13 protein-coding genes are annotated in these 12,890 nt (G+C 71.2%); 6 read left to right on the top strand and 7 right to left on the bottom strand.

The window, feature by feature from the left end; translation table 11 throughout:
* The 5 genes from fdhE to AC1DYN_RS18740 all read right to left on the bottom strand — a co-directional run.
* Positions 1 to 313: formate dehydrogenase accessory protein FdhE domain-containing protein (gene fdhE, locus AC1DYN_RS18720; protein WP_477962265.1), on the bottom strand; the 313-nt coding region annotated here is incomplete at its 3' end.
* A gap of 4 nt (positions 314 to 317) precedes the next feature.
* The gene (locus tag AC1DYN_RS18725; protein WP_477962267.1) at positions 318 to 941 is read right to left on the bottom strand and encodes a formate dehydrogenase subunit gamma; all 624 of its coding nucleotides are present in this window, start codon (positions 939 to 941) and stop codon (positions 318 to 320) included.
* Positions 938 to 1,825: a formate dehydrogenase subunit beta gene (gene fdxH / locus AC1DYN_RS18730; RefSeq protein ID WP_477962269.1), complete on the bottom strand. Its 888-nt coding sequence runs from the start codon at positions 1,823 to 1,825 to the stop codon at positions 938 to 940. Before fdxH ends, AC1DYN_RS18725 begins: the two co-directional genes overlap by 4 nt.
* 3 nt (positions 1,826 to 1,828) lie before the next feature.
* The gene (gene fdnG, locus AC1DYN_RS18735; protein ID WP_477962271.1) at positions 1,829 to 4,921 is read right to left on the bottom strand and encodes a formate dehydrogenase-N subunit alpha; all 3,093 of its coding nucleotides are present in this window, start codon (positions 4,919 to 4,921) and stop codon (positions 1,829 to 1,831) included.
* Positions 4,922 to 4,994: 73 nt separating this feature from the next.
* Positions 4,995 to 5,147 (bottom strand): hypothetical protein, encoded by a 153-nt coding sequence (locus tag AC1DYN_RS18740; RefSeq protein ID WP_477962273.1) that lies wholly within the window; start codon positions 5,145 to 5,147, stop codon positions 4,995 to 4,997.
* Positions 5,148 to 5,467: 320 nt separating this feature from the next.
* Here AC1DYN_RS18740 and AC1DYN_RS18745 point away from each other — a divergent pair, with 320 nt between their 5' ends.
* On the top strand, positions 5,468 to 6,142 hold the full coding sequence (locus tag AC1DYN_RS18745; protein ID WP_477962275.1) for a DUF1579 family protein: 675 nt from the start codon (positions 5,468 to 5,470) through the stop codon (positions 6,140 to 6,142).
* On the opposite strand, the gene AC1DYN_RS18750 is transcribed toward AC1DYN_RS18745, so the two are convergent.
* The gene (locus tag AC1DYN_RS18750) at positions 6,118 to 7,062 is read right to left on the bottom strand and encodes an AraC family transcriptional regulator (RefSeq protein ID WP_477962277.1); all 945 of its coding nucleotides are present in this window, start codon (positions 7,060 to 7,062) and stop codon (positions 6,118 to 6,120) included. The genes AC1DYN_RS18745 and AC1DYN_RS18750 overlap by 25 nt on opposite strands.
* A 62-nt stretch (positions 7,063 to 7,124) precedes the next feature.
* Between AC1DYN_RS18750 and AC1DYN_RS18755 the strand changes: the two genes are divergently transcribed.
* Genes AC1DYN_RS18755 through AC1DYN_RS18775 form a run of 5 tightly spaced genes read left to right on the top strand, consistent with a single transcriptional unit; the run spans position 7,125 to position 12,135 of the window.
* Positions 7,125 to 8,042 (top strand): STM4015 family protein, encoded by a 918-nt coding sequence (locus AC1DYN_RS18755; RefSeq protein WP_477962279.1) that lies wholly within the window; start codon positions 7,125 to 7,127, stop codon positions 8,040 to 8,042.
* The gene (locus AC1DYN_RS18760) at positions 8,035 to 9,138 is read left to right on the top strand and encodes an STM4014 family protein (RefSeq protein ID WP_477962281.1); all 1,104 of its coding nucleotides are present in this window, start codon (positions 8,035 to 8,037) and stop codon (positions 9,136 to 9,138) included. Before AC1DYN_RS18755 ends, AC1DYN_RS18760 begins: the two co-directional genes overlap by 8 nt.
* Positions 9,135 to 9,941, top strand: coding sequence for an STM4013/SEN3800 family hydrolase (locus AC1DYN_RS18765; protein ID WP_477962283.1), 807 nt, complete (start codon positions 9,135 to 9,137; stop codon positions 9,939 to 9,941). The genes AC1DYN_RS18760 and AC1DYN_RS18765 overlap by 4 nt, the downstream gene beginning before the upstream one ends.
* On the top strand, positions 9,938 to 11,287 hold the full coding sequence (locus tag AC1DYN_RS18770; protein WP_477962285.1) for an STM4012 family radical SAM protein: 1,350 nt from the start codon (positions 9,938 to 9,940) through the stop codon (positions 11,285 to 11,287). The genes AC1DYN_RS18765 and AC1DYN_RS18770 overlap by 4 nt, the downstream gene beginning before the upstream one ends.
* Positions 11,281 to 12,135: an STM4011 family radical SAM protein gene (locus tag AC1DYN_RS18775; protein ID WP_477962286.1), complete on the top strand. Its 855-nt coding sequence runs from the start codon at positions 11,281 to 11,283 to the stop codon at positions 12,133 to 12,135. The genes AC1DYN_RS18770 and AC1DYN_RS18775 overlap by 7 nt, the downstream gene beginning before the upstream one ends.
* A 2-nt stretch (positions 12,136 to 12,137) precedes the next feature.
* Here AC1DYN_RS18775 and AC1DYN_RS18780 read toward each other — a convergent pair whose 3' ends face one another.
* The gene (locus AC1DYN_RS18780) at positions 12,138 to 12,863 is read right to left on the bottom strand and encodes a hypothetical protein (RefSeq protein ID WP_477962288.1); all 726 of its coding nucleotides are present in this window, start codon (positions 12,861 to 12,863) and stop codon (positions 12,138 to 12,140) included.
* Between the last annotated feature and the right edge of the window lie 27 nt (positions 12,864 to 12,890).

Consider the following 12,890-nt stretch of genomic DNA (forward strand, 5'->3'; position numbering starts at 1 on the left):
ACGCCGGGTCGCGCGGCCAGCGGTCGGCCGGCAGCGGGGGCAGCCCGGCCTGGGCCGCGGCGTCCAGTGCGGGCGCGTCGGGCAACGCCACCGCGGGATGGTTCTGCAGCAACGCGTGCTGGCCCTGCGCCAGCTCGGCCATGAACAGCAAAAAGTCGCGCATCGCGTGGCCGGCCGCGCGCTGGCGCAGCCGCATCTCGCGCTCGGCGAACAGCGTGCCGCGCTCGGGCAGCCGCAGGAACGGCACCTGCTGCCCGGCCTGGACGGCGATCTCTTCGGGCGACAGCAGCCGCGTGCTGGAAGTCAGGGTCATCGGGTCACTTGTCTCCGCTGACCTCACGGTACCAGAGCGGGTGGTTGCGGCGCGCCCAGTTGTCCGAGACGGTGCCGCGCGTCATCGCGCGCATCGTGCCCTTGACCCAGATCGCGGCATACACGTGGACGATCACGCTGAGCACCAGCACCACCGCCGACACCGCGTGCACCACCACCGCGATGCGCCGCAGCACGATCGGGAAGTAATCGGCGAACCACGGCTGCCAGAACACGAAGCCGGTGACGAACAGCAGCAGCAGGCTGATGGCGAACAGCCAGAACACCAGCTTCTGCCCGCCGTTGTACTTGGCCACCGGCGGCATGCCGTGCTCGTCGCCGGTCTTCATCAGGTGCGGCGCCGCCTTGACCCATTCGGTGTCGCGCGGCTGCCAGGTGTTCTCGCGCCACACCCGGGCGAACAGCAGCACGAAGCCCAGCACCATCAGCACGCCGAAGAACGGGTGCAGGATGCGCGTCCAGGGCCCGCCGCCGAACAGCATCGTCAGGAAGTAGAGGGCAGGGTGGAAGAACGCCAGTCCCGACAGCCCGGCACAGACGAACAGCAGCGCCACCGCCCAGTGGTTCATGCGCGTGCCGTCGGCATAGCGCTGGATGAAGCGTGTCATGAGCGGCCTCCTTCATCCTCGGGCACCTCGACCGGCCCGACCTTGGTGTAGTGGAAGAAGCCGGCGATCGCCGCGCCGATCATCAGCGCCAGCGCGATCGGCTTGGCCGCGCCCTTCCACAGCGAGACCCACGGGCTGATCGTCGGATTGGCCGGCAGGCCGTGGTACAGACCCGGCTGGTCGGCGTGCTGCAGCACGTAGACCACGTGCGTGCCGCCGACGCCCTGCGGGTCGTAGACGCCGGCCTGCGCGTAGCCGCGCTCCTTCAGGTCGGCGACGCGTTCGGCGCCGTACTCGAGCATGTCTTCCTTGCTGCCGAAGTGGATCGCGCCGGTCGGGCAGGCCTTCACGCAGGCCGGCTCCAGGCCGACGCCGACGCGGTCGGAGCACAGCGTGCACTTGTAGGCCTTGCTGTCCTTCTTGCTGATGCGCGGCACGTCGAACGGACAGCCGGTGACGCAGTTGCCGCAGCCGATGCAGTTTTCCTCGATGAAGTCGACGATGCCGTTGGTGTACTTGACGATCGCGCCCGGCGCCGGGCAGGCTTTCAGGCAGCCCGGGTCGGCGCAGTGCATGCAGCCGTCCTTGCGGATCAGCCACTCGAGCTTCATCTCCTCGTTGAGCGACTTCGTCTGCACCTCGGAGAAGCGCATCACAGTCCACGATTCGGCGCTCAGGTCGGCCGGGTTGTCGTAGACGCCGACGTTGTTGCCGACGCTGTCGCGCAGGTCGTTCCACTGCATGCACGCCACCTGGCAGGCCTTGCAGCCGATGCAGCTGGAGACGTCGATCAGCTTGGCGACCTCGGCCGTCGTGCGCGCCTGCGGGCTCGGCGTGGTGGTGGCCGAGCGCGCGGCGATATCGAGAGACTGGAGTGAAGACATGGCTCAGGCCTTCTCGATGTTGACGGTGAACGACTTGTATTCGGGGGTCTGCGTGTTGGCGTCCCCCACGAACGGCGTCAACGTGTTGACGAGGTACCCCTTCTTCGCGAGGCCGACGAAGCCCCAGTGGTTGGGCAGGCCCACCGTGTCGACCTTGCGGCCGTCGACCTCCAGCTGCGGGATGCGCTGCGTCACCAGCGCCACCGCCTTGATGAAGCCGCGCTTGGACGACACCTTCACCGTGTCGCCGTTGGCGATGCCCTTCGCCTTGGCCAGCTCCAGCCCGATCTCGACGAACTGCTGCGGCTGGATGATGGCCGAGGTCTCGACGTTCTTGGTCCAGTAGTGGAAGTGCTCGGTCAGCCGGTAGCTGGTGGCGACGAACGGGAAGTCCTTCGGCGTGCCCATCGCCTCGAGGTCGCCCTTGAACACGCGCGCCGCCGGGTTGGCGCGTGCCTTCGGGTTGTTCGGGTGCATCAGGTTGTTGGCCAGCGGCGACTCGAACGGCTCGTAATGCTCGGGCAGCGGCCCCTCGGCCATGCCGGTGGGTGCGAACAGGCGCGCCACGCCCTCGGAGGTCATGATGAACGGCTGCACGCGCTCGGCATCGGCCGGGCTCGCGTCGGGCCGGATGTCGGGCACGTCGGCACCGCCCCACGCCGTGCCGTTCCACTGCACCAGCTTGCGCCGCGCGTTCCACGGCTTGCCGTCGGGTGCGCTCGAGGCCGCGTTGTACAGGATGCGGCGGTTCGCCGGCCAGGCCCATGACCAGTTCAGCGTCTGGCCGATGCCCCACGGGTCGCTGTTGTCGCGCCGCGCCATCTGGTTGCCGGCCTGCGTCCAGGCGCCGCAGTAGATCCAGCAGCCGCTGGCGGTGCTGCCGTCGTCGCGCAGCAGCCCGAAGCCCGGCAGCTGCTCGCCGGCCTTGGCCAGCACCTTGGGCGGCGTGCCCGCCGGTGCCTTCGGATCGGCCGGGGCCAGCACGTCGGCCAGTGCGCGGCCGTTGTATTCCATCGCCAGCTCTTCGGCCGACGGGCTGTGCGGGATCTTGTAGGGCCAGGTCAGGTTGACGATCGGGTCGGGGAAGGCACCGCCGTCCTTCGCATAGGCCGTGCGCATGCGGTGGAAGATGTCGGCGATGATCTCCGGGTCGCCGCGCGCCTCGCCGGGCGGCTCGGCGCCCTTCCAGTGCCACTGCAGCCAGCGGCCCGAGTTGGTCAGCGAGCCGTCCTCTTCGGCGAAGCAGGTCGACGGCAGCCGGAACACCGTGGTCTGGATGTCGGCGCTCTTCACGTCGTTGAACTCGCCGAAGTTCTTCCAGAACTCCGAGGTCTCGGTGTTCAGCGGGTCGATGGTCACCAGGAACTTCAGCTTCGACAGCCCGGCGATGATCTTCTTCTTGTCGGGGAACGAGCCGACCGGGTTGAAGCCCTGGCAGATGTAGCCGTTGAGCTTGCCCTGGTTCATCAGCTCGAAGGCCTGCAGCACGTCGTAGACCTTGTCGATCTTCGGCAGGTAGTGGAAGGCCCACGCGTTCTCGGCCGTCGCCGCGTTGCCCCACCACGATTTCTGCAGGCTGACGAAGAACTTCGGGTAGTTCTGCCAGTAGCTCATCTGGTTGGGGCGCAGCGGCTTCAGCGCCCGGGTCTTGTAATAGGTGTCGAGGTCCTGCTCGGACTCGCGCGCGAGCGACAGGTAGCCCGGCAGCGAGTTCGACAGCAGCCCCAGGTCGGTCAGGCCCTGGATGTTGCTGTGGCCGCGCAGCGCGTTCATGCCGCCGCCGGCGATGCCGATGTTGCCCAGCAGCAGCTGCACGATCGCGGCGGTGCGGATCATCTGCGAGCCCTGGCTGTGCTGCGTCCAGCCGAGCGCGTACATGATGGTCATCGCCTTGTTCGGCAGCGCGGTGCCGGCGATCATCTCGCACACCTTCAGGAACTTGTCCTTCGGCGTGCCGGTGATGCGGCTGACCAGCTCGGGCGTGTAGCGCGCGTAGTGGCGTTTCATCACCTGCAGCACGCAGCGCGGGTGCTCGAGCGTCGGGTCGACCTTGGCGAAGCCCTTGTCGTCGAGTTCGTAGGCCCAGCTCGCGTTGCTGTAGCTGCGCTTGGCCTCGTCATAGCCGGTGAACAGGCCGTCCTGGAAGCCGTAGGCCTCGCCGACGATGAAGGGCGCATTGGTGTACGCCTTCACGTACTCCTTCTGCAGCTTGTCGTTGCCGATCAGGTAGTTGATGACGCCGCCCAGGAAGGCGATGTCGGTGCCGGCGCGGATCGGCGCGTAATAGTCGGCCATCGCGGCCGAGCGCGTGAAGCGCGGGTCGACGACCACCAGCTTGGCCTTGTTGTGGTGCTTGGCCTCGATCACCCACTTGAAGCCGCAGGGGTGGGCTTCGGCGGCATTGCCGCCCATGATCAGCACGAGGTCGGCGTTCTTGATGTCCACCCAGTGGTTGGTCATCGCACCGCGGCCGAACGTCGGGGCCAGACTGGCCACCGTCGGTCCGTGTCAGACGCGCGCCTGGTTGTCGAAGACCAGCATCCCCATCGAGCGCATCACCTTGTGCGTGATGTAGCCCGATTCGTTGCTCGACGCCGACGCGCACAGCATGCCGGTGCTGGTCCAGCGGTTGACGACCTGGCCGGCGGCGTTGGTGGCGACGAAGTTCGCGTCGCGGTCGGCCTTCAGCAGCTTGGCGATGCGCGTCATCGCATCGTCCCAGCTGACGCGCTTCCATTCGGTGCTGCCGGGCTCGCGCACCTCGGGATACTTGAGGCGGTTCGGGCTGTGCACGAAGTCGAGCAGGCCGGCGCCCTTGGGGCACAGCGTGCCGCGGTTGACCGGGTGGTCGGGGTCGCCCTCGATGTGGATGATGTCCGAGACGACGTTCTTGGCCTTGTCGCCCAGGCTGTACATGATGATCCCGCAGCCCACCGAGCAGTACGGGCAGGTGTTGCGCGTCTCGGTGGTGCGGGCCAGCTTGAAGTGGCGCGTCTCGGCCAGGGCGGTCGCCGGCGAGAAGCCGAGCGCGACGAGGCTGGAGGCGGCCAGCCCTGCGCCGCTCACGCGGAAGAACTGCCTTCGGTTCATGTCCATCTGGGGATCTCCTGGGGGACTTGGCACGTAGGATCAAATCTTGTCGCGGATCGGCGCGGCCTGCAACGTCTTTCTATTTGGCGGGGGCCGACGCGGTGCCGTCGCCGCCGGTGGGGGCGGGCGCGGCCGACTTGCCGCCCGGCGCTTCGCCCGGGTGCGCGGCCATGCCGCCGATCGCGGTGGACCCGCCGGCCGGGCCGGTGGCGCCGGAGGCCGGGGTGTCCACGGGCTGGGGCGTGACGCTCGACGTCGGCGCGCTCGCGGGGCCGGGTGTCGTGGCAGGCGGCGCCTCGCGGCGTTCACACGCCGACAGCGCAAGCAGCATCAGCAGGCAGGCAAGCCTCATGCGAATCCCCCGGCGATGACAAAGGGCCGGCCAGTAAGCCACACGCGTGGGCGCGCCGCAAGTCAAAACTCTCGTGCATGCGGCAGTGATAACCCTGTCCATCGCCGGACGAATGGTCAAGCCATCGCGCCAACGGGACATGGTGCGGCGCCGCATGGCCCGGCACACTGCGGCTCTCCCATTCCACCCGGAGCCGCCCCATGCCGATCCGCCATGCCGTTGCCGTCACGCTGCTGTCCGTCTCGACCTTGCTCGCGGGCAGCGCCGCGCAGGCGCAGGCCGCGTCCGTTTCTGCTCCCGTTTCTGCTCCCGCTTCTGCGCCCGCATCCGCGCCCGAGCTGCCGGCCTGGTTGCGGCGCGGCCTGCCCAATGCCGGCCACGAGGCCATCGCGTCGCTGGCCGGCACCTGGAAGGTCCGCATGGGCGTCTATGCCACGCTGGGCCGCAGCCCCGACGCACCGCCGCTCGTCACCGACGACATGGTGACGCGGCGCGAATGGGTGGGCGGCGGGCGCTACCTCGAGGACACCACCGAGGGCACGCTGGAGGGCCACCGCTACTGGCGCCGCGGCTGGCTCGGCTACAACACCATGGACCGGGCCTACGAGTGGGTCACCATCGACGCGAGCAACGCCGTCATGATGATCTACGCTGCGCCCAAGGCCTCGGGGCCGCAGCGCACGATCAACCTGTTCGGCAGCTTCACCGACCAGGGCGTGTCGGGCGAGGCGTATGCGGGAAAGTCGGTGGGCATGCGCACGCTGATCCGCATCGAGTCGCCGGATCGGCACACCATCGAGCTGTACCTGACGCCGCCCGGGGCGCGCGAGCAGCTGGCCACGCGGGCCGTCTACGTGCGCGCGACGCCGTCCTGAGCGGCCGCGCGCCGGCGCAGGCCGGACGGCGCCTCGCCCATGATGCGCTTGAAGCTGCGGCTGAAGCTCGCATCGGATTCGTAGCCCAGGCGCGTCGCGATCTCGGCCATCGTCAGTGCCGTCGTGCGCAGCAGCTCGGCCGCCCGCTGCATGCGCCATTGCGCGACGTAGCGCGCGGGCGACGTGCCGAGCGCGGCGGCAAAGCGCTCGCTGAAGGTGGAGCGAGACACCGCTGCCACGGCGGCCAGCGCCTCGACGTCCCACGGCTCGCCGGGCCGCTCGTGCAGCGCCGTCAACGCGCGGGCGACGGCGGGGTCGCGCGCCGCGGCGATCCAGCCGGTCGCGTGGCCGGGGTTGTCCTCCATCCACAGGCGCAAGGCACGCACCACCACCAGGTCGGCCAGGCGCGCCATCACGGCGGACGTGCCGAAGCCGGGCGCGGCCGCTTCCTCGGCCATCTGCTCGACCGCTGCCGCCAGTGCCGGGTCGCGCAGGCGCACGCCGGACACCCTCAGCACGGCCGGCATCGCGCTGACGATGTGGCGCGTGGTCAGCGGGTCGAACACCATGCTGCCGCACAGCACCAGCCCCGCGCGCCCGCTGCCGCCGGTACGCAACCGGTAGCTGCAGGGGCCGGCCAGCGCCGGCTGCAGTTCATCCAGCAGGCGCGGCGCGGCGTCGGGCGGGTCGGCGATGACGTGGTCGCTCGCGTGCGGCAGCAGGGCCAGGTCGCCGGTGGCCAGGCGGATCGCGTCATGTCCTGCCACCCGCACCGTGCATTCGCCGCGTGCGACGAAATGAAAGCGCATGCCCGGCCCCTGTGGCAGCCGGATCGCCCACGGCGCCGCCAGCTCGCAGCGGCAGTGCTCGGCCTGCAGCGGGCGCAGGTGCTGCGTGATCGCGTCGAAGAAGCTGGGCATCACGGCATTCTCATGGGCATCGGGTAACCTCGTGGGCCGCACACCACCCGCAGGGGCCCGAGATGACGATTTCCGAACGCACCGAGTCGTTCTTCGGCAGGACCGTGGTCGACTACGAGAGCGGCAAGCCGGCCGGCGCGCCGCCGGCCACCACGGTCTACCGCCTGAGCCTCGACTATGACGCGACGCAGACGATGACCGAGCTGCTGCGCGAGTTCCTCGGCGTGGTCGACAAGGCCACGCTGCAGGCGCTGGTGATCGGGCCCTGGGGCGAGCCGCACGACACCGGGCCGGACGAGCTGCTGGCCGAGCTGGTGCGGCTGGCGCCCCAGCTGCCGGCCTTCGAGGCCTTGTTCGTCGGCGACATGACCTACGAGGATTGCGAGATCTCGTGGATCATCCAGGGCAACTACGCGGCCTTCCTGAACGCCTACCCGGCGCTGAAGGCCTTGCGCATCCGCGGCGCCACCTCGCTCGAGCTGCCGGCCTTCCGGCACGCCGGGCTGCGCCACCTGGCGATCGAATGCGGCGGGCTGCCCACCGGCATCGCCGGCGCGCTGGCGCGCTCCAGCCTGCCGGCACTGGAACACCTGGAGCTGTGGGTCGGCACCTCCGACTACGGTTTCGACGGCAACCTGGCGCTGCTCAGCGGGCTGGTGAACCACCTGCGAACGCCGGCGCTGCGCACGCTCGGCCTGCGCGACGCCGAGATCGCCGACGAACTCGCGGCCTGGCTTTCCGGCGAGGCCTGGGTCGCGACGCTGGAGATGCTCGACCTGTCGCTGGGCACGCTGGGTGATGCCGGCGCGCAGGCGCTGCTCGCGAGCCCCCACGTGCGCGGCCTGAAGAAACTCGACCTGTCGCACCACTACATCTCGGCGCCGCTGCAGGCGCAGCTGCGGGCCGCCATCCCGGGCGTCGTGCTCGACGACCCGCAGCAGGAAGACGACGGCGACCGCTACGTGGCGGTCGGTGAATAGACCGCAGCGGCCCTGGGTCGTGCTGGGCGTCGGCGGCAGCAAGCGCAGCCGCGGCCTGCAGGCGGCCCGCGCGGCGCTCGGCCTGGCGCCGGTCCGGCTGGTCGAATGGCGCGACTGGCTGGCGCAGCCCGACCGGCTGTCGCAGGCGCTGGCCGGCCCGTGCGACTTCAAGATCGAGCCGCCGGGCGACGATGCGCAGGCCCACCTGCAGCTGCTGCACCGCGGCTGCGACGCGCTCGGCCGGCCGCGCTGCGCCGCGCCCGGGCATGGCGAGCTGCTCGCGACCGACGCCTGGTTCCACGGCTTCGCCGATGCGATGGCGCGCATCGCCGCGGTGCTTGCGCAGGCGCCGCAGGCGCACGTGGTCAACGCGCCGGCCGACATCGTCGCGATGACCGACAAGCTGGCCTGCCAGCAGCGCCTGCAGGCGCACGCGGTGCCCACCGCGGCACTGCTCGGCCCGGTGGACGGCTACGACGCGCTGCGCGCGCTGCTCGATGCGCACGGCCTCGACCGGGCGTTCCTGAAGGCGCGCTATGGCTCGTCGGCCGCCGGCGTCGTCGCCTACCGCCGCAACCGGCGCGGCGACGAGCAGGCCACCACGTCGGCCGCGCTGCAGCCGGTGGCGGGCGCCGCGCCGCGGCTCTTCAACGTCAAGCGCCTGCGCAGCTACCACCGGCCAGCCGAGATCCGGCAGGTGGTCGACGGCATCGCTGCGCAACAGGCCTATGCCGAGGCCTGGCTGCCCAAGCCGCGCTGCGGGGCCGGCCACTTCGACCTGCGCGTGCTGGCGCTGGACGGGCGTGCCGCGCACCGCGTGGCCCGCATCGGTCAGCGCGCGATGACCAACCTGCACCTGGACAGCCGGCGCGGCGACGCGGCCGCGCTGCTGTCGCCCGACGAACTGCGGCTGCTGGAAGCCACCGCCGAGCACGCGGCCACCGCCTTCCGCGGCAGCCGGCTGATCGGCTTCGACGTCGTCGTGCGCGGCAGCTCGGCCCACGTGCTCGAGGCCAATGCCTTCGGCGACCTGCTGCCCGGCCTGCTGTGGCAGGGGCAGGACACGCACGCGGCCCTGCAGCAGGGGGCCGCATGACCGAGGCCCCCGACATGAACCGCGTCGTCGGCACGCACGACATCGTCTTCCTCACGCTCGACACGCTGCGCTACGACGTCGCGCAGTCGCTGTTCGAGCGCGGCGAGCTGCCGGTGCTGTCGCGCCACCTCGGCCCGCAGGGCTGGGAGCGGCGCCACACGCCGGGCAGCTTCACCTATGCGGCGCACCATGCCTTCTTCGCCGGCTTCCTGCCCACGCCGGCGCGGCCGGGCCGCCACCCGCGGCTGTTCGCCACCGCATTCCTCGGCAGCGAGACCACCGCCGCCAGCACCTGCGTGTTCGACGAGGAGAACATCCTCGCCGGGCTGTCCGCGCGCGGCTACCACACGCTGTGCATCGGCGGCGTCGGCTTCTTCAACCGGCTGACCGCGCTCGGCCGCGTGCTGCCGGGGCTGTTCGCCGAGAGCCACTGGAACCCGGGGATGGGCGTCGGCCAACGCCGCTCCACCGAGCGCCAGGTGGCGCTGGCGATCGAGCGGCTGCAGGCGCTGCCGCAGAAGCTGTTCCTCTTCATCAACGTGTCGGCCATCCACGCGCCGAACCGGGCCCACCTGCCCGGGCACGCGGTCGATTCGCTCGACACGCACGCCGCCGCGCTGCGCCACGTCGACATGGCACTGGCCCCGCTGTTCGACGCCTGCGCGCAGCGCGGGCCGTGCTTCGTCATCGTGTGCTCCGACCATGGCAGCGCGTACGGCGACGACGGCTACAGCGGCCACCGGCTGGCCCACGACAGCGTCTGGACCGTGCCCTACGCGCACTTCTTCCTCGCGCCGCCATGACCGCCTTGCCACCCTCGCTCGCGCAGCGGCTGCACGAGGGGCCGTACCAGGCCTACTCGTACTCGTACCCGCACAAGAGCGCCTACCGCCCGCTGGCGCCGCCGCGCGCGCTCGACGCGCTGTGGGCCGGGCAAGACCGCTCGGCGCTGTTCGCCTACGTGCACCTGCCGTTCTGCACCATGCGCTGCGGCTTCTGCAACCTGTTCGCGATGGCGCAGCCGCACGACGACCTGGTCGACCGCTACGTCGACGCGGTGCTGCGCCAGATGCGCGCGCTCGACCGGGCGCTCGGCGAGCGGCGTTTCGCGCGGCTGGCGCTGGGCGGCGGCACGCCGAGCTACCTGTCGGCGGCGCAGCTGCAGCGGCTGTACGACGGCGCCGCGCAGTGGCTTCGCATCGACCTGGCCGCGACGCCGTCGGGCATCGAGGTCTCGCCCGAGACCGTCACGCGCGATCGGCTGGCGGTGTGCCGCGCGGCCGGCGTCACGCGCGTCAGCATGGGCGTCCAGAGCTTCTCCGAGCAGGAGGTGCGTTCGCTGGCGCGGCCGCAGCAGAACGCCGTCGTGTCGGCGGCGATCGGCGAGATCCGCCATGCCGGCTTCCCGGTGATGAACCTCGACCTGATCTACGGCATCGCCGGCCAGACGCTGGCGAGCTGGCTGCAGTCGCTGGACAGCGCGCTGGCCTTCGCGCCGGAAGAGATCTACCTGTACCCGCTGTACGTGCGCGAGCAGACCGGGCTCGGCAAGCTGGCGATCCGCCATGCCGCGGCGCCGGTGGCGGCGGCCGACGCGCGCCCTGCGCTCTACGCCGCCGCGCGCGAACGCCTGCGGGAAGCCGGCTACGTGCAGGTGTCGATGCGCATGTTCCGCGCGCCGCACGCGCCGCAGGACGACGGGCCGGTCTACTGCTGCCAGACCGACGGCATGGTGGGCCTGGGCGCGGGCGCGCGCTCGTACACCGCGGGGCTGCACTACTCCACCAGCTATGCGGTCGACCGTGCCGCGACGCGCGACATCGTCGAGGATTTCGCGTCACGCGACGAGGCGCGCTTCGGCTGGGCCGAGCACGGCTTCGCGCTCGACGGCGACGAGCAGCGCCGCCGCCACGCGATCCAGTCGCTGCTGACGTTGCCGGGGCTGGAGCATGCCGCCTACGGTCGGCGCTTCGGCACGCAGGCCCTGGACGACCTGCCGCAGCTGCGCCAACTGGCCGAACTCGGCCTCGCGCACGACGACGGCCGGCAGCTCGTCCTCACCGAACGCGGCGTGGCCGCCAGCGACACCATCGGCCCGTGGCTGGTCTCGCCGCGCGTGCAGCGGTTGATGCAGGGGGCGGCGTGCTGACGCTGCTGTACCGCGGCAGCCTGAGCAGCTGCAACTACGCCTGCGGCTACTGCCCGTTCGCGAAGCGGCGCGACACGCGCGCCACGCTGGCGCGCGATGTGGCCGAGGTGGCGCGCTTCGTCGCCTGGGCCGGCCGGCAGCCGCGCGAGCTGCGCGTGCTGTTCACGCCCTGGGGCGAGGCGCTGGTGCGGCGCCACTATCGCGATGCGATGCTGGCGCTGGCCGCGCTGCCGCAGGTGCGCCAGGTGGCGGTGCAGACCAACCTGGCGGCGCCGCTGTCCTGGCTGGCGCAGGCGCCGCGCGGCAAGCTCGCGCTGTGGTGCACCTTCCACCCGGGCCAGACGCCGCTCGCGCGCTTCACCGAGCGCTGCGCGCGTCTGGCGGCGATGGGCATCGCGCATTCGGTCGGCGTGGTGGCGCTGCGCGAGCACTTCGACGCGATCCGTGCACTGCGCGCGGCGCTGCCGGCGTCCTGCCACCTGTGGCTCAACCCGTACGACCGCCGCGGCCCCGGCTACTACACGCCGGACGACCTGCAGTGGCTCGATGGCGTCGACCCGTGGTTCCACCACGGCCACCAGGACACCGCGTCGCGCGGCAGGCCCTGCCGTGCCGGCGAGGACGTGTTCTCGGTGGATGGCGACGGCGAGGTGCAGCGCTGCCACTTCGTGCCGCGGCGGCTGGGCAACCTCTACGTGGACGATCTCGCTGCGATGGCCGCCGTGCGGCCGTGCCCGCGCTTCAAGTGCGATTGCTTCATCGGCTATGCGCACCGCAAGGACGTCGGGCTGTACGAGGATTTCGGCGACGGCGTGCTGGCGCGCATCCCGCTGCCGTCGCCGCGCTGAGGTCAATGCCGCATCGGCAGCGTCTGCTGGTCCCACAGCTGCTGCGCCTCGATGAAGCGCGACAGGCCGACCTCGGCCACCTCGACGTCGCGCTGCAGCGCCGCGTCATCGGCGTCGTCGTGCTGCAGCACCACCCGCATCAGGCGCGAGCGCAGCAGCGCGAGCGCGGCGTCGTGTTCCGGGATGCCCAGCGCGCGCAGCTGCGACAGCGCCTGGCGCAGCACCGCGATCGGCAATGCATGCGCCGCGGCCGGGGTCTTCTGGCGCAGCGTGCTTTCGAGCATGCTCAGGTGGGCCAGCACCTTGCGCGCGTGGGGGTGGCGTGCCAGCAGGCCGCGCAGTTCTTCGGCGATGCGCTGCTGCGTCTGCGGCGGCACCGCATCCAGCCAGCCCGGCAGCCCGGCCGGTGGCGCGGCGGCCGGCGCGGCGGGCGGCGCCGCATCGTGCTTGCGCGTGAAGCGGCTGCGCACCAGCTGCGCGAGCAGCTGCCAGGTGCCGCGGCGCGCCGGCCGCGGTGCGGGATCGTCATCGGGGAACGGGCCTTCGAGCACGCCGGCGTGGCCCAGCGTCGTCAGCAGCGAATCCACTTCATGCGGGGACAGCCCCGCCTCGGATTGCAGCCAGCTGCGGTTGACGGGATGGACCGACATCGCGCTCAGGGCCTTGCGGAACTTCATGCGGTCGATGGGGGCCGGCAACCGGGGCAGCCTGCTGATGCGGTAGGACATGGCGCGCGAGCCTGTGGAGCGGGGGTG

The organism is Rhizobacter sp. P2_D12, from assembly GCF_056404395.1.

Coding starts and splice junctions, on each gene's coding strand:
- fdxH (WP_477962269.1), bottom strand. CDS start 1,825: ATGTCTTCACTCCAGTCTCTCGATATCGCCGCGCGCTCGGCCACCACC.
- AC1DYN_RS18780 (WP_477962288.1), bottom strand. CDS start 12,863: ATGTCCTACCGCATCAGCAGGCTGCCCCGGTTGCCGGCCCCCATCGAC.
- AC1DYN_RS18755 (WP_477962279.1), top strand. CDS start 7,125: ATGACGATTTCCGAACGCACCGAGTCGTTCTTCGGCAGGACCGTGGTC.
- AC1DYN_RS18725 (WP_477962267.1), bottom strand. CDS start 941: ATGACACGCTTCATCCAGCGCTATGCCGACGGCACGCGCATGAACCAC.
- AC1DYN_RS18750 (WP_477962277.1), bottom strand. CDS start 7,062: ATGCCCAGCTTCTTCGACGCGATCACGCAGCACCTGCGCCCGCTGCAG.
- AC1DYN_RS18770 (WP_477962285.1), top strand. CDS start 9,938: ATGACCGCCTTGCCACCCTCGCTCGCGCAGCGGCTGCACGAGGGGCCG.
- AC1DYN_RS18745 (WP_477962275.1), top strand. CDS start 5,468: ATGCCGATCCGCCATGCCGTTGCCGTCACGCTGCTGTCCGTCTCGACC.
- AC1DYN_RS18765 (WP_477962283.1), top strand. CDS start 9,135: ATGACCGAGGCCCCCGACATGAACCGCGTCGTCGGCACGCACGACATC.